Origin of the sequence: Brevibacillus borstelensis (assembly GCF_003710865.1) — a bacterium.
In the GTDB taxonomy this organism is placed as follows: domain Bacteria; phylum Bacillota; class Bacilli; order Brevibacillales; family Brevibacillaceae; genus Brevibacillus; species Brevibacillus borstelensis.
The window spans coordinates 13,932-30,353 of record NZ_RHHO01000064.1; the positions used below are offsets into that span (position 1 = coordinate 13,932).

A 16,422-nucleotide genomic window follows, 5' to 3' on the forward strand; every position below is an offset into this window, starting at 1 on the left:
CATGTTTACCAAGCAAAACGAAGCAAAGGCATCCTATGTCGGAATAGGCCGCAAACAGGTCATTGAACAGACATTTTGGCAGATACCATCCTGGCGTTTGACGGACCCGCTGGCGCAGACGTTTATCCTGACGGAGGAGCGATATATCACTGCTGTGGACCTGTTTTTGGCAACAAAGGATCCGGCAGCCGATCTGACGGTGCAGCTGCGAACAGTCGTAAACGGTTATCCGTCCATGACTGTTCTGACATCCGTCGCGTTGAATCCCGATCAGGTGAACATCTCCAACAACGGCACCACGGCAACGAAGGTAACCTTCCCCGACCCCGTCCTGCTGCAAGCTAACACGGAATATGCCATCGTCCTGCTGACCCCTTCCTCGCAGTACAGAGCTTTTGTCGCCCGAATGGGAGCAAAAGACCTCATAACACAGAAACCAGTAGCACGTCAGCCATATGATGTTGGATTGCTGTTTTCCTCGTCCAATGGTTCGGCGTGGACAGCCCACCAGGATATGGATTTGAAATTTCGGCTGTATGGCGCGAAGTTTACCAGTGACGGCATTTTGCGGTTCCGTCCGATGGAAGTATCCCAGGCTACTCAGCTCGTGCTTGCCAGCAGCCAGCTCGTTCCGCAAAAGGCTGAACTGCAATGGCAATACTCAACTGATGAGATGTCGTGGTACGCGCTGGACGAGATCGATGTCACCAAGCTTGGGCAACCGACTGACATGATTCACGTCCGGGCTCTATTGAAATCAAAGGGCTCTTCTCCAGTCGTTCAACAGAATGTCGGCGCTATCGCTCTTGGATACAAGCCGGAAGGAATGTATGTAAGCCGGGAGATTACTACGAGTGCACCGTTTACGAGAATTACCGTTTATGTCGAACTGAGTACGCCAAGCGGTACGAGTCAGACAGTCGAATATTCCCTGGATGCCGGCAAAACATGGACGAGTATGGGCAGCGCAGTTGCACAGACACCGATTGACGCCGATTTTACGCAATTGAAGTTTGAAAAAACGGTTGCCTCTTCCACCAAGCTTCGCGTACGGATCAAACAAGGCTCGACCGTGCCGGTCGTGACGCCCAAAGCGCGAAATCTGATGGTTCATACATCATAAGGAGGATGTGTACATGCCGGTAACCAATGGACGAATTTCTCTTGACCCAGCCGCTCCCGATAGCCTGATGTCGGGGGCTGGCAAAATCAACAGAAACTTTGACTTAATCGATTCGGAATTTGCCAATGTCCAAGCAAATATTTTCAGCTTGAATACACGAGCTGTGCACGATGAACGCAATATCGTCGACCTGGCCATCGAGCTGGAGACCCTCAAGGGAGCCACTCTGAACAATGTGAATGCGAATATATACATCGAAACCTTTCGTGAAATCAGCGATATCAGGCTGTGGAGCGGGGTGTTTGATTCAACGGCAAAAAGAGTGGTGCTGAAATAGTCAGGAAAGGAGAGTAAGGGATATGCCGACTTTAGCAGTAGGCTTCTTGCAAGCGGAGTATACAGAGAGTTCGCATAATTATGCGAATGGAACCCTTAGGCAATACTTTGACGCAGCAACTACAGTTCCTCTGTTGTATGACAATGCAAGTTTGAATGATAGTGCATGCAAATATTTTATTTCCCCCGTCGAATTTCAGCTTGGAAATGTAAAGTATAAGGACTTTCATTGGGATTACGATTCCATTAACTTCTTGGAGAATGTCCACAACATTACTTCTGAAACTGTCTGGAAATCTACGTATACCGGCTGGGCGAATGGCCAAGTAATTGATTTGCAAGGTGACGGTTCGAGAGCTGTGGTAGTAAACGGGGGCTACTCCTCAAGAAGCACAAGAAATATTGGAACCGCCGTCAGTGACGGCGGTACCGGCATTTCGGTGCCTAAACGCACAAACGGATACTACGATTATGTACCTCGGGCGATTATTTTTACAGAGCCCCATAGCGGCGATTCGTACAGTAAGCTTGCCGTGCGGGCAAACACCCGGAGAATCGTCATTTATCTCTATTCGCAAGCGTATTCTGGCAGTACCTTTTGGCATGAAAAAGTCTATGATATCAACCTTGACGCAAAGGCGTTTGATATTTATACCAATTGTTCCGTTACCACAACTCCTTTAACCGCATTTGCTGTACCTTCTTTGGCAGAATCGACCTCGGCGGGAGGGGTTGCTACCGCTACAAAAGACACGATGTCAACATCGCCAAGCACAAAAAAGCTGTTTACGATCAGCCTAAATGTTAACCCAAACAGACCATCGTCCGGCTTTACCGTAAACGGAACGAGTGCCTCAACATCCGCTTCCTCCCCTGCCGTCGTGTCAAATACGCTGTTGCCAAAACTGGCATGGACGTTCAGTGATGGCAATACAGGAGATTATCAGTCTGCCTTTGATATTGAAATTGTGAATTCTTCGACCAACGCGGTCGTTGTTTCAAAGTACCAATCATCAGGTTATCAGTATTACAACGTTTTATCAGCCGATAATCTCTCGTACAACATTTTATACAAATACCGTGTACGGACCTATGACCGTTACGGGGCATCGAGCGACTGGTCAAACTATTACTTTTTCAAACTAAATCGATCGCCAAACGGCTCAACGGGCATGACTCCAGCCGGCACATCTGCTTCGCCTTCCGTCCAATCAACCCTCACGCCAACGCTTAGCTGGGTATTCAGCGATCCTGACGGGACAGGCGATTCCCAATCGGCGTACGAGATAAACCTGATGGATGGGACCAATACGGGCATCGCGGTGTGGAACAGCGGAAAGGTCGCAGGCGGAGCCCAAAGCGTAATCGTACCGACGGGCAAACTGTCTCCAGACAAACTGTATGCATGGCGTGTGAGGACATGGGACCGTTATGGTGCCGTCGGTCCTTTCACCAACTATCAATATTTCCGGACGACGAAAAAACCGGTATTTACGCCAAAGTCTCCTATTGGTACAAGGACCTTCCCATACGGAACAAACGAAACGCCGCGGCTCGAATGGACGTACAGTGATCCTGAGGGGCACGGGCAGCGCTCTTTCCGCATCTATATTCGCGATGTTGCAACCAATGGGGTCGTTCATGACTCAGGGGAAATTATGGGGACAGCAAACCGCTATGATGTTCCCGAAGGCATCCTTGAGCCGGGCAAAGTGTACGGATGGTATATGAACGGCAGCGACTCCACCGTCATGTGGAGTGACATGTCAGCAGAAAACTTCCTGATCACAAACATACCTCCGAAACCGCCCATGATTACAGGACCGACGGAAAATGTACGAGAGGGAAAACGCCCTGTTTTTGAAATGGCGATCAACAATGACCGCGAAGGAGACAAGCAGCACTATCAACTGCAAATCGCTGAGGATGCAGCTTTTACGGTAGGAACGCTGTTATTCGACACATCGGTTGATCGGACTGGCTGGGAGGTGTACGACGGTGAGTCATGGACAGCTTTCCCAGCGGAGGGTGTCCGCTATCGAAAACAACTGGTAGTGGACTCTTCATTCGCGGGGGATCGCGGAAATGTTCCGAGTGCATTTTGGCGCTTGCAGGGAACGAAGGGAGTCAATGACTACGTCGACATGGCCGCAACACCAAAGACCGGAAATAATGCACTGCGGGTCATTAACAATAGTGGTACTGCTCCTCTTGGCGTTTTGCAGGAATTGAAGGGATGGAAACCGGGAGATAGACTGAAATTGCAGGCAACGGTTTTCGCCATTCGTTTACACTCTGGTGCCCAAATCCACATTGATCTTCTCGGCGTAAAGAAGGATTCGACGATTGTGATGAACACCAACGGGATCGTTCTCAGTGGGGCTACGACCAAGTATGAAACGTATATGGATGAAGTGACAGTTCCACAGGATTGCGACGTCCTGTATGTACGGGCATATACGAGCGGAGCCAATACGGCCAATACTGAGTTTTGGGTTGATCAAATTACTGTCGATATTGTTTCACCAGCAACTTATACCACCGTTCGCTTTACGCCGCAACACGATCTTGTCGAAGGCAAAAAGTACTACTGGCGAGTAGCGGGGATCGATGCTACCACAGGTACGATGGGGGACTGGTCGAACCAACGCAAGCTCAAAAATGAATTAGGGACTTCAGGCAGCATGCCGAATACGACTGATTGGGGCGTCAAGGATGCATCGCATCTTCTGGATGCAAACGGCAAAGTCGTCGGCATCAACAGCATGAAGGTTTCCATAGCTGCAGGAAAGTCATCCGGGTCCATTTACAAACGAGTGTCGCTTCGCGGCGGAAGCTGTTATTTTGTCGGAGGCTACGTGAAAAACGGCAATGCCAAAAAGGCATGCCTGAAAATGTATGGCGTCGGGGAGTCGGCTGGTGTTACGGACCAGGTCCATTACAAGTTCGAGTGGTTTAAAGCAAAACCTGCTTACGACACCACGGTTGATCTGGAATTGATGGTTGAAGGCATCGGTGGGCAGTACGCATTCTTTGATGGAATACGCGTTTATGAGGTTCCCGAGGAGGAATACAAGCAAATCGGGAAAGATCCGGGATGGACAGGGGAAAATCTGGCCTTGAAATTTCCGTATCGCAGTGGAGAGGCTACGATTAACACCCCCAGTACTGTCCGGATTGGGGACAGGCTTCAATTCGAGTTAAAGAAGCCAATTGTAACCAGTGATGTTGTCAAGCGTTTGGTGCTCAACGCTGTGCGTACCGTTCCTTTGACCTCTTCGATCGTAGAACGCATACAACAGAATGACGTTCGGCTGAGCTACACGGGAGTTTGGGAGGATTCGCCTCTTCCTGGCTACGACATTGGCGGACGTCACACCGGTGTCACAGCTGCGGGGACGGTTGAGTTTACATTTACCGGAAATGGCATCAGGTGGGTTGGGGCGAAGCATGGCAATTGCGGGATTGCCAGAGTTTATATCAACGGCATTCCAGTAAGAGATGTTGATTTGTACACAGCCAGCATCGATCCGGAATACGGAACGTTATACGAAAAACTGGACCTTCCGTATGGCACGCACAACATCAAAATTCAGGCCCTTATGGAGAAAAATAAAGAATCGTCCGGAACCGTTATTTCACTTGACTACTTTGAGGCAGTGACGACAGAGACACCGGCGAAACTCAAGGTCGAAGCGACCAACAATGGAATGGATGCTCTCCCGCAATGGGAAGATATCACGTCCTATTTCCTCAAAGGCTCGTATTATGACTTTGTCAACAAGGCCAAGACGGCTATACAGTGGGGGCTGAACATCAAGGTTACCATCGAAGCGAACGGCTCATTCAGTCCCGTTGAAATTGACGGATTTGGTGTAAGCTACGAATAGGGAGGAAGCCGATGGGAAAGCACATTAAGCAAACGGATCTTGCCGAGCTTCGGTTTCGGCAGCAGGTCGAGACGAATCCTGATTTGACTGATGCTTATGAAGCGATTGCCGCTTTATACGAGCAGACACTTTTGCAGCAAAAGGAACTGGCAGCATTACGGGAAGAACTCAAGACGACGAAGGAAGGGATGTAACGATGGTTGCGACTTACATGGTAAAAGTATTCGCCTATTTGATCAAAGCCGGACGCCGCGAGATTGAGACGCTTCCGGAAGAATATCAAGCTCCGGTTGCCGAGCTTTTAGCCGCACAAGTTGAACAACAATAGCGGACGCCATTCCTCAACTACGAGTGAAGGCGTTTTTTTATGGGGAGCTGCGGCTCCCCGACTTTTTTTCCTAAGGGAGGGATGATAAGCATGAAAGACTCAATCATATCTGGTGCAGCTGGCGCCGCTTGTATCTCGGCTTTTCATTTTTTATACGGAGAAAATCCCGTGAGGATGTTAATCATGACATGGTACGTCTTTCTGATCGCCATGGACTGGATAGCGGGATACAGGGCCTCCAAAATTGATGGTTCTTACGCATCCGAATACGGAATCAACGGAGCTTTTCGGACAGCATTCCTGCTCTTCATGCCGGCAGTAGGTCACCTGATCGATACGGTAATCGGAACACCGGGGATTGGCTTTGGTTTTCTGATTGCGGCATTCGGCTTGCACATTTGGAAAAGCATGACGGCCAATGTGGTTCGAGCTGGTTGGGAAAAGTGGGTACCGGAGTGGGCGATGAATGCCGTTTCGGATGAGATCGAACACAAGCTGGCCAGAGCCATCAAGCGGAGACAGGAGAAGGAAAAGTATGGGGATGGTGATATGTCGTGAAGATAGCGATAGATGCAGGACACGGCCCGGAAACACCGGGAAAGCGAACGCCGGACGACAGCATGCGGGAGTTCCACTTCAACAGCGTGGTCGCCCGTTATGTCCGTGATGAATTGAAACAATACGATGGGGTAGAGACGCTGTTTACCCACGCTGACGACGGCAGCCGGGACGTGCCGTTACAGGAACGCACAGACAAGGCCAACGCCTGGAGGGCAGATGCATTCGTCTCCATTCACGCAAATGCCTTCGGGAATGATTGGAACGACGCAAACGGCATCGAGACGTTTGTCTACACATCGCGGCCTCCCGCAGCCGTAAAGCTGGCCGAAGCCGTTCAGCGTGCGCTTGTCCTCGCTACCGGCCGGAAGAACCGCGGGGTCAAAGCAGAGAATTTCCATGTGCTGCGGGAAACAAACATGACCGCGATCCTCGCCGAGTGCGGGTTTATGACCAATAGGGAAGAAGCTGAGCTGTTGAAGAGCGATACGTACCGGCGTGCGTGTGCAAGAGCGATAGTAACCGGGCTTGCTGAAGTTTATGGGTTGAAAAGGGCAATCGCTGCAGGTACGCTGCCTCAGAAGGTAACGATTGAAATAAACGGAGTTCGGCTTTCGGCTCAGGGGTATCTCCAAAACGGAGTTTCCCTCCTGCCTGTTCGAGCGGTTGCGGAAGCGGTTGGAGTGGTACCTGCATGGAATCCAGCGGCGAAGCAGGTCAGCGTAAATGGGCTTGCTTTGAACGGAACGATTGAGTCCGGGACGGCATATGCTCCCGCTCGAGAGCTCGCCTCGGCACTTGGCTTGAAGGTGGAATGGGACGGAGCCACAAAAACTGTAAAACTGTCGAAAAGCTGCATATGTCGATGAAAAAATGAGAAGAGCCCTCCTGCGGAACCATCCGGGGAGGGCTTTTTGCCGTGGCAGCTGCTTGCTCGGCTTGTCGTAAAGCCGCGTACGTTCTAAACTGGCTCCTTCTAAACCACCCGCCTTTCAAAAACAACAATTTCAAAACGATTTGTTAATGCTTTTGGCGAGGCGACGTATTAACATACGTAAAACTTCCCTATACAAGATGGACAAATGGGAAGGGAGAAAGGCAGAAAGGAGGAAAGGAGTTGGAAAGTGCCAGAGTACATATGGAAATCTGCCACGATCAAAAAGACAGGCTCCGTGAGGGTGTTTTATCTACAGAGCAGTTTTCTCAAATTTACGAAATATACTTCGATCGCGTGTACAAGTATATCTGCTACCGGATTCACAATCAGTACGAGGCAGAAGATATTTGCAGTCAAGTTTTTGAAACGGTCATCTCCAAATACCACAGTTTCTCGGAGGAAAAAGCAAAATTTGATGTATGGCTGTTCGCGATTGTCAGAAACACTGTGACAGATTACTATCGCGCCCGGAAAAAAAGATTCCACTTTTCGCTGGATTCCATAACAGAGCTGATCATGCCCAAGCCGTCTCCCGAAGAGCTGGCAATCCGGGACGATGATCATCAGGCACTGTTTAAAGCACTGGCAAAGCTGCGCGATAAAGAACGCAATATTATCGCAATGAAATTCGCTGCCGGTCTGAAAAATTCAGAAATAGCCGAGCTAATGGGTGTAAGCGAGTCCAATATCGGTGTCGTGGTCTACAGGAGTTTAAAAAAGCTACACAAAATCTTGGAGGCAGGTAGGTTCAAGGATGAGTGAAAAACATGATCCGAAGACATATGGAAACGTCGTTGAATTGCTTGAAAAGGCGGAGATCAATAACAGCTTGGCCAAGGAGCGCATTTACAAGCGTCTGGTAAACAAAATCGAGACGGGAACCATTCAACTCCAAAATACGAAAAAGGGTGGGAAAGCTCTGATGAATAGAAAATGGAAAACGGCCGCTGCGGCTGCTGCTGTTATAGTTCTCATTGGCGGTGCGCTTTCGACGACCTCCTACGCGCAAGGCATGATCCAGTCAATCCTGGCACGTTTTCAAGTTGGGAATATGGAAATTGTCCAATACAAGGAACTGCCGGTTTCTGAAAAGAGTGTATCGGCCGGGCAGGATAGGGGAGCGGATTCCGCAGTGACAGAATGGCCGGCATCTCCAAAGCTGACTCTGCAGGAAGCTCGCTTGGCAACAGGCATGAATTTCCCCGCGCCCTCCTGGATCGCAGATTATGAATACGTCAACACTGTCATTCACGGAAAAACCATGGTGGAAGTACAATACAGTCACGGCGAGAAAACGGCTGATTTCTTGATCTCTCAGGGCGGTGAAAATGGCATCGGCACTACTGACCCGGTCAAGACTGAGGTTATTGAAGGGGCCAAGGTCTATTTCGCGAACGGTATCGTGATTTGGGAGCATGAGGGATTCACGGTAGAATTGTACACTCGTGATGATTTTGACACTGCAACGCTCGGAAAAATAATCAAGGGCTTTGCGGTTGGAGCGCCGCCTACGCAAGAAGAAATCGATATGGCAAAATCAAAAGGGGACAGTATGACGCAAACAGAAAAAGCCGGCCCTGCCCCTGCCCCAGCGTCTAAGAATTAATCGGAGTCTGATGTCGGCTTCGTCTCCCCAAACAGTGTTCAAGCTTTTATGTTATGGACGAACCCGGTTCTCTACGTTTTTGGAGAACCGGGTGTTCATTTTTTGATCGTTATAAAGCAACAAATTGAGGTCTTTTCCCGCAAGACGCAAATGTTGGCCTAGCGTGTTAATGAAAAAGGCACTGGCGGTTCGTTTGCGATGATGGCTAGCCTGCCGCTATATCGAGGCAGCGGCCGGACGCGCGCCTTTCGCGAACACATTGCGGCGCTGCACGGCGGTGGTCGGACTACATGCTTTGTTGCAAGACAAGTATCTATCCTGCTCTTCCCCACATAAGGTATGCATAGGCAATCATCCAGAAGGGGAGTAATTTTGATGGGCTATTACGTTGCGGTTGAACAAAATGTAAATCTTTACGTGGAGGATCTCGACCCGGGCAATGGAAAACCAGTGCTGTTTATCCACGGCTGGCCGGTTAATCACAAAATGTATGAATATCAGTTCAACCAGCTTCCCCAAATGGGGTACAGATGCATTGGAGTCGACCTGCGCGGATTTGGAAAGTCGGACCGTCCCTGGAGAGGGTATTCCTACGATCGATTGGCAGATGATATTCGGGTGGTCATAGACACCCTGGAGCTGGAGAATATCACTCTCGCCGGATTTTCCATGGGAGGAGCCATCGCGATCAGATACATGGCCCGATACGGAGCAGATAAGGTTTCCAAGCTGGCTCTTTTTGCGGCGGCAGCCCCTCTGTTTACCAGACGTCCGGATTACCCGTACGGAATGACAAAGGAGCAGGTCAACAGTCTCATCCAGGCAACCTATACAGATCGGCCGAAAATGCTGAATGACTTTGGGGACATGTTTTTTGCGAGCTACGTGACGGAGGGTATCAAAGACTGGATGCACGGACTGGGTATGGAGGCATCTGGTCACGCAACGGCAATGTGCGCCGTCTCTCTGCGAGATGAGGACCTGCGCCGGGATTTGTCCGCTGTTTCCGTTCCAACCGCTATTTTCCATGGCGTTCAGGACAAAGTATGTCCGTACCCCTTTGCCGAATTTATGCATGCCGGTATCCAGGGCTCGGAGCTGGTCCCATTTTTGTACAGCGGGCATGGGTTGTTTTATGACGAGTTAGAGAAGTTTAATCGGGAGCTTGTAAGTTTTTTGGCAAAATAATAATTGGTCATTTTCTTTGTCAGAAGTAGCATTAGTAATGCTCTAATTCCTATAATCAAAATCCCCCTTGGAGGCAGACTCCTCGGGGGATTTTCTTTATTCAAAAATCTCACGAGACTCTTTTACGGTAATAATGTTTTTCGGAGTACCCAATCCATTCAAATTCGCATTGTGATGGGCAATGATATCCGCCGCCTTCAGGACGGCGTCATCGGTCGTAGAGTGACAATCACCGGCAAGGGTGACTTCGTAGCCGTGCGAGACTGCCGTTCTGCATGTCGTATCAATACAGTACTCGGTCTGAAAGCCGACGATCACCAAATGATCGATGCTGCGAGCCTTTAATTCGTCTTGCAAGGAAGTTTCGAAGAACGAATCGCATGCAGTTTTTTGAATGATCGGTTCATCCGGATGCGGGCAAAGGGTGGGATGTATCTGCCATCCGGGGGTGCCAGTGGCGAGCGGGCTGCCTTCGGGCTCGTTATGCTGGACAAAAAGGACGGGAATGTTCGCATGCCGTGCTTTTTCGAGAAGCGTTTGAATCCGTTCCACCACTTTATTTCCCTGATAGCAGTATTCCACGATCGAGGATTGAACATCGACAATAATCAGTGCCGTTTGTGTGCTCATTCGAAATTGCCCCTTCCGGAATGGTAGGATTTCTTTTCCATCATACAACTATTCGGAAAGGAATTTGATAATATTTTTTGCAATACTTGGGAAACCATTTCTTTTTGTTAACGAATATGGTTAGCCCATAGGGAGGAAGAAATGAAAAAGTCGTTTTTTGCTGTATTGAGTATGCTGTTCGTCGTTCTTAGCCTTGGTGGTTTTGCCTCCGCTCAAACCGAAGGTACCCATGCTTCAACGGAAGAAGAGAAAGTTGTTGTTGAGGACCTAACTTACGAAGAAGCAACACAACGTATTGCCAAATATAGTGGAAGGCCGTTGGAAGAAGTGAAAAAAGAACATCCTCAAAAACTGCAGTCTTTAGACGCTTTAAGCGCTGCATGTGGATACGGTGAAGTGTCCCAAAGGTTAAAAGTCTCGGATACTTATCGACCCAGATTTATTGCTATTGTAAACAAATGCAGAGATGGCAGTGTGTCGCAAATGCTTTAAAACATTACCGATACTTCTATAGTGGATACAAGTATCTTTCTGTCACCGGAAATTACATGACACAAAGGGGCATTCCAAAGTCAAAAGAATGACGAGGGATAGCCCCTTTTTCGGCGTAGTTATTAAACATTTATAAGCTAGTTCGTTTTTCTTAAGACAAATTCATTTATAATGGTCTTAAAAATAAGAGTGTACAAAGCTTTAAGATTCTCCTCTGTCTTCTCTCCATTTTTTAAACCATACTCAAATATTTTAATCTGTCCATCCTCATAAATCATCCCAGTTGCATACATACCTGAATGTGTTGAGGGAGCGTTGGAATAAGTTAAAGTTTCCTCTGTGAATGGGTAATATGACTTTGTAGATCCGATAAAGAATACGGGGTATTTTACACTTTTGTAGAGTTTGGCATATTGCCCATGTGATGCTTCTTCAAGTTTCTCCGGCATGATAAATAGAGCATCGAAATCCGTATCAGTGGCGTTACTCAGCTTTTCAAATGTTGTTTCTGTGAAAACAATATTTGTTTCAGTAACGGCGGGAGACTGTCCAATGACTCCAATTTTTAACGTTTGCTCTTTTATTGAGTCATCGGGTAATAAGTTGTCGTTTTTAACACATCCAGCCGTCACGAATAAGCAGGTAAATATGAAAAATAGGAACAAATTCCGCAAATCATCAACTCCTTTCAAATATATTTTACATATAATACCATCCCCTTTGTCTTCCAAGCAAATTTATTGGATAAAGCACTTTTTTCTACAATTATTCTTGGCTTGGAGTATGGCCCCCAGCCATCGATTCGATGTTGAACTAGTTTGCTTTTGTTGATCTACCTCAGCCTATTCCTGACGAATCTGCACTGGCGTACCAATGGGAACCAGCTTGGCCAAGCTCTCTACATCTCGGTTATGCATGCGTATACAGCCGCGTGAGACGTAATGGCCGATCGATGATGGATTATTGGTGCCGTGAATGCCGTAATGAGGCTTGCTCAGCCCCATCCAATAGGTGCCGAAAACGGACAATGGACCTCCGCGGTAAGAATTGGGGTAGGGAACCTTGTTGATGATCGTGAAGTTGCCGCGCGGGGTAGAGGTCGCAATTTTACCCAGACCGACGGGATAAGAACGGATGAGGCGATTGCCGTCAAAGAGATAGAGGCGGAGTTTATTGATCGAGATGCGTATGCGGTATGCCGGGATGAAAATCACCTCCCTTTTTAAAGAACCGGGATTGTGCTTCTATTGCATCGTATGCGGTTGGGAAAAAGCGGGTCCCCCACTGCATGTGGCGATCCACACAAAAAACCTGCCGTGCAAAGCGTAGCGGCAGGTTCCTGTTTTGGCTGTGATGAATCCGGTAAAACCGGGAAAGATGGGAGATCACGGAGCAGGATGCGGGAGAGTCGGGCGCAGGAGGTCCAGACTTTTGAATTCGTACCCTTGCGCTCGTGCGGCGTCAATAATCTTGCCAAGCGCCTCGGCGTTATCTCTTGAAACCGAGTGCAACAAAATAACCGCTCCGGGATGAAGCTGGGCGAGGACACTGTCATAGGCGTACTTCCAGCCCTTTTGCGCTTTCGTATCCCAGTCCTTGTAGGCTATCGACCAAAAAACATTCGTATACCCCAGTTTCTTGCTGACCGCCAGTGTACGATCACTGAAAATTCCTCGCGGCGGACGCAAGAAGGCCATCTCTTTTTGCCCGGTAACTTCGGCTACAGCTTGTTTTACCTTATCCAATTCTTCCTTGATCCGCTCATTGGATATCTGTGTCATATCCGGATGGCTCCAGGAGTGGTTCCCGATGATATGCCCCTCAGCGGTCATCCGTTTTAACAGCTCCGGCTGATCCTTTACATAATGCCCGGTAACAAAAAAAGTGGCGGGTACCTTTTTTTCTTTCAAGATATCCAGAATACGAGGGGTGAACCCGTTTTCATAGCCATTGTCAAACGTAAGAAACAGCTCTTTTTTGGAGGTATCCCCGAGAAAAATGGCTTCGTGCTTATCGACGATGCCTTTAAAGCCCTCCTGGTCAATCGAGGGAAGCTGTCCACCCTTGCTCTTCTTGAATCCAAAGTGGTAGGGGACATCCTGGTTGGCTGCGGCATGGACAGTGAACAGGGACAAAATCAGGACAAAAACGGTGAGAAAGGTTATGCGTTTCACAGCGAAAAGTCCTCCTATTGTTGATGGGATTGCCTGAACATCGGGTAGGGATTTGATCGCATCCTTAAAACGGTATGTAAAGCTCCTCAATCCTCTTGCCAAGGAACCGGATGTGCGCGGGGAATCGGATACTGCTCGTCTGGTTGGGATCTGACCACTTTCCGCTTGTCAATCGAACCTGCGGGCACCTCGGTTTCAGGGTGGTAGATAATGTTGCTGCGCTTGTTTTGGTTTGACATCAAAGACTCACCTCCTCATCGTTACTATCATGTGTACCCGGGCCCAAGAACATGCCGCCTGCAGAGAAGTTCCGGTCAAAAGTTGGTGACTGAGCGCAAAAAAACCGAATGCACCGGATTGTCCCGGCACCATTCGGTTTTTGCAATATGCTGCGGTCTTTATTTGCTTGAACGGCGTTGAAACAAAAGGCGGTCGAGGGAATAGAAGGACGGTCCGGAGAGAACGAAAAGCAGCAGGATAAAGAATAGAAGCAGATCCAACTCATATCCAGGACCACTTTCCCCACCGAGGAAGCCCATTGCAATTTTCACCTTGATCGTAGCGACGGCCATCACGACTGCCAACAGAGCTGCCAAAATTCGGGTGCCAATGCCCAAAATCAAGCCAATTCCGCCCAAGAGCTCAAGAAACGCGACGACATAAGCGAAAAAGCCGGGAATACCCATGCTGCCAAACCAACCGGCAACCTGATCGAGTCCCATTTGGAATTTTGACATTCCGTGCATGACAAACGCTATACCTGCAACCACGCGCAAGAGCAAAAGCCCCCACTCGGTACGTTGATCAAATTGTCTTTCCATAAAGTGACCTCCTACGGTTATTGAATATAGTAATTAGGTTACATTTTGTTAGTAAGTATAAATTAATAATTATAACACGTCAACACTTTGAAGGATTTTCAAAAGAGCGTTATACTGGAATTGAATCGAGGTGATTACTATGAAGCAGTCCTCTCTCTGTCCGAAGTTTGAAAAAGGAATGCAGCTCTTGGGCAAGCGGTGGACTGGTTTGATCTTGTATCAGTTGCTTTCCGGACCGCAGCGATTCTGTGCCATCGAAGAGGCGCTTCCGATCAGCGGAAGGCTTTTGTCTGAGCGGCTGAAGGATTTGGAGAAAGAAGGCTTGGTACATCGTCACGTGTATACAGATTCTGCCCCGGTACGGGTGGAATATTCGCTAACGGAAAAAGGGCTTGCTTTGGAACCGGTCATACTGGGGATCGAGAAATGGTCGCAGGCCTGGATCGAATTAACATAAAAAAAGTGTCGGATTATTTTCTCCGGCACTTTTTATTTGTTTGCATACATCGCGGTTTCTCATTGAGCACTTTTCCTTTTCCTCGTTTTTCCTCCCCTTCGTATTCCCTCAGAAATAATTCGCCGTTTAATCTGGGCAATACGCTTGTCAGCCAGTTCCCTTGTCACGCCAAATTCCATCGACAAGACCGAGGACGGTACCCATTCACGGTAGGCGAGAAGCAGGGGCGCCAGGAGAAAGAAAGGCATGGCCGCATAGAGAACAAATTGCTCGGCTTGCGCCTCCTGCAACTGACGAAAAGCGGGATTCATCTGGTGCTGCTTCCCGGTATGCCCCCGTAAAATATGGCCCAGCTCATGAAAAAAATGTTCGCGCTGAACAGGCCTTGGCAGGGTTGAATTGACCGTAATGCTGCGGTAATTGCCGGATTCATAACGCATCGAGGGGCAGGGACGGTAGTACAATTCGATGCCAAGCATCTCGGCCAGCGGCCTTTCTTGCAGGTCGCCACAATGACTGATGCCAACATCCGCATATATTTGGGTCAACCAGCGTTCCAAATCCGTTTGCCGGTAATGAGAGAGCATGTGGTGATTCCCCTTTCCGAAACAACAGAGAACGTATGTTCCTTTTTATGGTGTAAAAAATGCCGCAGGGTGCAATGTTGCCTGGCACAGAAATAAGGCGGCCATCACAACGAAAAATGCTTGCGGCTTTTTCCAGCTTTATATTCGAGCAGAGCAGGACAATTGTGGATGACCGCTGCTACTTGTTTGTTCCTTTGTTACCGTGCAGCGCCTTCCACCTGAGGTACTCGATATGCTTCTTCACTTCATCAATTTCCGTTTCGGATAGCCCCTCCAGGTCAAAAAAGGAGATGTGCTCATCTGACCCGGTTGTTTGCGATGTCCCATTGCGAGTAGGGTTTTCCGTTTTTCCGAGCAGAAAATCAGTCGTAACCGAAAATACGTCAGCAGCCTTGGATATCAGGTGATTATCCACGCTTTTTTTCTCGCCCGATTCGATGCGGGAAAGAACGGTATTGTGAATGCCCAATTTTTCGGCCAATTGGATTTGGGACCATTTATGTTTTTCCCGAAGGTATCTGATCCGTTGACCGACGATTGACATAGTGTCACAACCTTTCCATCATAGCAATACTATTCTACCAATTTTCCATAATGGAAAATAGCGGTTTGTTGAAATGACAAGGATATGCTTGACTTTGCTGAAAATGAAAAGGTAAGATATGGATAATAACATTTTGCTTATTTGGCAAAAAAAGGGGGTTTACCGTTGGAGAGGATAAACCTGAATTTCATTGCACGAAGAAGGATGGAAATCGGCATTACCCTAAAGGAAATGGCTGCCGCTTTAGGGTTCAAGAATGCGTCTACGTACCTCAAGTACGAAAAGGGGGAGTACGATTTTAAAGCCAATCACCTTCCCGTGCTGACACGTATGTTGAAATGCCAGCTGCGAGATTTATTTATCTGTCTGACTTTGCTGTTATAGCAAAATGGAGTGGCGATTGCAGGAAAGAGATTTCGTTAACGATGTAGCGAGGGGTGGGAGAGGTGGACGTTCACGAAGCGAATCGGAAGCAGCTGGATATATGGAAACGAACAATTGCGTATGAGCTGGCCATGATGGCACCGAGGAGTGAATCTGCCTGCGGAGAATTTCTAAGCCGTCTGGAGCGGTTTGAAAAGCAGATAACAGGAGGACCTGCAGATTGTCCAAACATCGAGCGGAAAAGAGAGTGTATCCGAACATAGAATGGATGTCAGTTTACAGAAAAAAGCGGTTCTCCCCGTGAAAGAACCGCTTCGGCATGCTTCGGCGTGATCAATCGCTGCCTGTCGTCTTGCATCTGTTTTTA

At 48.4% G+C, this 16,422-nt stretch carries 22 protein-coding genes; 14 read left to right on the forward strand and 8 right to left on the reverse strand.

Going from position 1 to position 16,422, the window contains the following annotated elements; genetic code table 11:
* The first annotated feature begins 1 nt into the window (after window position 1).
* The 10 genes from EDM54_RS24480 (at window position 2) to EDM54_RS24520 (ending at window position 9,966) form a co-directional block, all read left to right on the forward strand.
* A complete protein-coding gene (locus tag EDM54_RS24480; RefSeq protein WP_122959009.1) occupies window positions 2-1,123 on the forward strand; it encodes a choice-of-anchor R domain-containing protein in 1,122 nt (373 codons plus the stop codon).
* 13 nt (window positions 1,124-1,136) lie between these two features.
* On the forward strand, window positions 1,137-1,460 hold the full coding sequence (locus tag EDM54_RS24485) for a hypothetical protein (RefSeq protein WP_122959010.1): 324 nt from the start codon (window positions 1,137-1,139) through the stop codon (window positions 1,458-1,460).
* Between the two features lie 22 nt (window positions 1,461-1,482).
* Window positions 1,483-5,349: a glycoside hydrolase family 78 protein gene (locus tag EDM54_RS24490; RefSeq protein ID WP_122959011.1), complete on the forward strand. Its 3,867-nt coding sequence runs from the start codon at window positions 1,483-1,485 to the stop codon at window positions 5,347-5,349.
* An 11-nt stretch (window positions 5,350-5,360) separates the two neighbouring features.
* Complete coding sequence (locus tag EDM54_RS24495) at window positions 5,361-5,543, forward strand: hypothetical protein (protein ID WP_122959012.1); 183 nt, start codon at window positions 5,361-5,363, stop codon at window positions 5,541-5,543.
* 2 nt (window positions 5,544-5,545) lie between these two features.
* A complete protein-coding gene (locus EDM54_RS27160; RefSeq protein ID WP_255320353.1) occupies window positions 5,546-5,677 on the forward strand; it encodes a CD1375 family protein in 132 nt (43 codons plus the stop codon).
* Between the two features lie 183 nt (window positions 5,678-5,860).
* Window positions 5,861-6,235, forward strand: coding sequence for a phage holin family protein (locus EDM54_RS24500; protein WP_003392684.1), 375 nt, complete (start codon window positions 5,861-5,863; stop codon window positions 6,233-6,235).
* Window positions 6,232-7,104 (forward strand): N-acetylmuramoyl-L-alanine amidase, encoded by an 873-nt coding sequence (locus EDM54_RS24505; protein ID WP_024985164.1) that lies wholly within the window; start codon window positions 6,232-6,234, stop codon window positions 7,102-7,104. The genes EDM54_RS24500 and EDM54_RS24505 overlap by 4 nt, the downstream gene beginning before the upstream one ends.
* 248 nt (window positions 7,105-7,352) lie before the next feature.
* Window positions 7,353-7,934: a sigma-70 family RNA polymerase sigma factor gene (locus tag EDM54_RS24510; protein WP_003392689.1), complete on the forward strand. Its 582-nt coding sequence runs from the start codon at window positions 7,353-7,355 to the stop codon at window positions 7,932-7,934.
* Window positions 7,927-8,778 carry a hypothetical protein gene (locus tag EDM54_RS24515; protein ID WP_003392691.1) on the forward strand — a complete coding sequence of 284 codons (852 nt, stop codon included), beginning with the start codon at window positions 7,927-7,929 and terminating at the stop codon, window positions 8,776-8,778. The genes EDM54_RS24510 and EDM54_RS24515 overlap by 8 nt, the downstream gene beginning before the upstream one ends.
* A gap of 375 nt (window positions 8,779-9,153) precedes the next feature.
* On the forward strand, window positions 9,154-9,966 hold the full coding sequence (locus EDM54_RS24520; RefSeq protein ID WP_003392693.1) for an alpha/beta fold hydrolase: 813 nt from the start codon (window positions 9,154-9,156) through the stop codon (window positions 9,964-9,966).
* 96 nt (window positions 9,967-10,062) lie between these two features.
* On the opposite strand, the gene EDM54_RS24525 is transcribed toward EDM54_RS24520, so the two are convergent.
* On the reverse strand, window positions 10,063-10,596 hold the full coding sequence (locus tag EDM54_RS24525) for a cysteine hydrolase family protein (protein WP_039071279.1): 534 nt from the start codon (window positions 10,594-10,596) through the stop codon (window positions 10,063-10,065).
* Between the two features lie 141 nt (window positions 10,597-10,737).
* Between EDM54_RS24525 and EDM54_RS24530 the strand changes: the two genes are divergently transcribed.
* A complete protein-coding gene (locus EDM54_RS24530) occupies window positions 10,738-11,088 on the forward strand; it encodes a hypothetical protein (RefSeq protein WP_024985356.1) in 351 nt (116 codons plus the stop codon).
* A 137-nt stretch (window positions 11,089-11,225) separates the two neighbouring features.
* Here the strand turns inward: EDM54_RS24530 and EDM54_RS24535 are convergent, their stop codons facing one another.
* The 5 genes from EDM54_RS24535 to EDM54_RS24550 all read right to left on the reverse strand — a co-directional run bounded on the left by EDM54_RS24535 (window position 11,226) and on the right by EDM54_RS24550 (window position 14,083).
* Window positions 11,226-11,762, reverse strand: a complete 537-nt coding sequence (locus tag EDM54_RS24535; RefSeq protein ID WP_031933565.1) for a hypothetical protein — start codon at window positions 11,760-11,762, stop codon at window positions 11,226-11,228.
* 168 nt (window positions 11,763-11,930) lie between these two features.
* Window positions 11,931-12,293 (reverse strand): L,D-transpeptidase, encoded by a 363-nt coding sequence (locus EDM54_RS24540; protein ID WP_024985354.1) that lies wholly within the window; start codon window positions 12,291-12,293, stop codon window positions 11,931-11,933.
* A gap of 180 nt (window positions 12,294-12,473) precedes the next feature.
* The gene (gene pdaA / locus EDM54_RS24545; protein ID WP_227278274.1) at window positions 12,474-13,253 is read right to left on the reverse strand and encodes a delta-lactam-biosynthetic de-N-acetylase; all 780 of its coding nucleotides are present in this window, start codon (window positions 13,251-13,253) and stop codon (window positions 12,474-12,476) included.
* 95 nt (window positions 13,254-13,348) lie between these two features.
* On the reverse strand, window positions 13,349-13,501 hold the full coding sequence (locus EDM54_RS26695; protein ID WP_155808055.1) for a hypothetical protein: 153 nt from the start codon (window positions 13,499-13,501) through the stop codon (window positions 13,349-13,351).
* A 159-nt stretch (window positions 13,502-13,660) separates the two neighbouring features.
* Entirely contained in the window at window positions 13,661-14,083 is a 423-nt protein-coding gene (locus EDM54_RS24550; RefSeq protein ID WP_024985353.1) for a DoxX family protein, read from the reverse strand.
* Window positions 14,084-14,222: 139 nt separating this feature from the next.
* On the opposite strand from EDM54_RS24550, the gene EDM54_RS24555 reads away from it, so the two are divergent.
* On the forward strand, window positions 14,223-14,540 hold the full coding sequence (locus EDM54_RS24555; protein WP_003392707.1) for a winged helix-turn-helix transcriptional regulator: 318 nt from the start codon (window positions 14,223-14,225) through the stop codon (window positions 14,538-14,540).
* Window positions 14,541-14,599: 59 nt separating this feature from the next.
* Here the strand turns inward: EDM54_RS24555 and EDM54_RS24560 are convergent, their stop codons facing one another.
* Window positions 14,600-15,127 carry an ImmA/IrrE family metallo-endopeptidase gene (locus tag EDM54_RS24560; protein ID WP_003392709.1) on the reverse strand — a complete coding sequence of 176 codons (528 nt, stop codon included), beginning with the start codon at window positions 15,125-15,127 and terminating at the stop codon, window positions 14,600-14,602.
* A 178-nt stretch (window positions 15,128-15,305) separates the two neighbouring features.
* On the reverse strand, window positions 15,306-15,671 hold the full coding sequence (locus EDM54_RS24570) for a helix-turn-helix domain-containing protein (RefSeq protein WP_003392711.1): 366 nt from the start codon (window positions 15,669-15,671) through the stop codon (window positions 15,306-15,308).
* A gap of 165 nt (window positions 15,672-15,836) precedes the next feature.
* Here EDM54_RS24570 and EDM54_RS24575 point away from each other — a divergent pair, with 165 nt between their 5' ends.
* Together EDM54_RS24575 and EDM54_RS24580 are read left to right on the forward strand one after the other, a co-directional pair.
* Entirely contained in the window at window positions 15,837-16,055 is a 219-nt protein-coding gene (locus EDM54_RS24575; RefSeq protein WP_003392713.1) for a helix-turn-helix domain-containing protein, read from the forward strand.
* A 62-nt stretch (window positions 16,056-16,117) separates the two neighbouring features.
* Window positions 16,118-16,318: a hypothetical protein gene (locus tag EDM54_RS24580; protein ID WP_003392715.1), complete on the forward strand. Its 201-nt coding sequence runs from the start codon at window positions 16,118-16,120 to the stop codon at window positions 16,316-16,318.
* The last annotated feature ends 104 nt before the right edge of the window (window positions 16,319-16,422 follow it).

Coding starts and splice junctions, on each gene's coding strand:
- EDM54_RS24480 (WP_122959009.1), top strand. CDS start 2: ATGTTTACCAAGCAAAACGAAGCAAAGGCATCCTATGTCGGAATAGGC.
- EDM54_RS24485 (WP_122959010.1), top strand. CDS start 1,137: ATGCCGGTAACCAATGGACGAATTTCTCTTGACCCAGCCGCTCCCGAT.
- EDM54_RS24490 (WP_122959011.1), top strand. CDS start 1,483: ATGCCGACTTTAGCAGTAGGCTTCTTGCAAGCGGAGTATACAGAGAGT.
- EDM54_RS24495 (WP_122959012.1), top strand. CDS start 5,361: ATGGGAAAGCACATTAAGCAAACGGATCTTGCCGAGCTTCGGTTTCGG.
- EDM54_RS27160 (WP_255320353.1), top strand. CDS start 5,546: ATGGTTGCGACTTACATGGTAAAAGTATTCGCCTATTTGATCAAAGCC.
- EDM54_RS24500 (WP_003392684.1), top strand. CDS start 5,861: ATGACATGGTACGTCTTTCTGATCGCCATGGACTGGATAGCGGGATAC.
- EDM54_RS24515 (WP_003392691.1), top strand. CDS start 7,927: ATGAGTGAAAAACATGATCCGAAGACATATGGAAACGTCGTTGAATTG.
- EDM54_RS24520 (WP_003392693.1), top strand. CDS start 9,154: ATGGGCTATTACGTTGCGGTTGAACAAAATGTAAATCTTTACGTGGAG.
- EDM54_RS24525 (WP_039071279.1), bottom strand. CDS start 10,596: ATGAGCACACAAACGGCACTGATTATTGTCGATGTTCAATCCTCGATC.
- EDM54_RS24530 (WP_024985356.1), top strand. CDS start 10,738: ATGAAAAAGTCGTTTTTTGCTGTATTGAGTATGCTGTTCGTCGTTCTT.
- EDM54_RS26695 (WP_155808055.1), bottom strand. CDS start 13,501: ATGTCAAACCAAAACAAGCGCAGCAACATTATCTACCACCCTGAAACC.
- EDM54_RS24550 (WP_024985353.1), bottom strand. CDS start 14,083: ATGGAAAGACAATTTGATCAACGTACCGAGTGGGGGCTTTTGCTCTTG.
- EDM54_RS24555 (WP_003392707.1), top strand. CDS start 14,223: ATGAAGCAGTCCTCTCTCTGTCCGAAGTTTGAAAAAGGAATGCAGCTC.
- EDM54_RS24560 (WP_003392709.1), bottom strand. CDS start 15,127: ATGCTCTCTCATTACCGGCAAACGGATTTGGAACGCTGGTTGACCCAA.
- EDM54_RS24570 (WP_003392711.1), bottom strand. CDS start 15,671: ATGTCAATCGTCGGTCAACGGATCAGATACCTTCGGGAAAAACATAAA.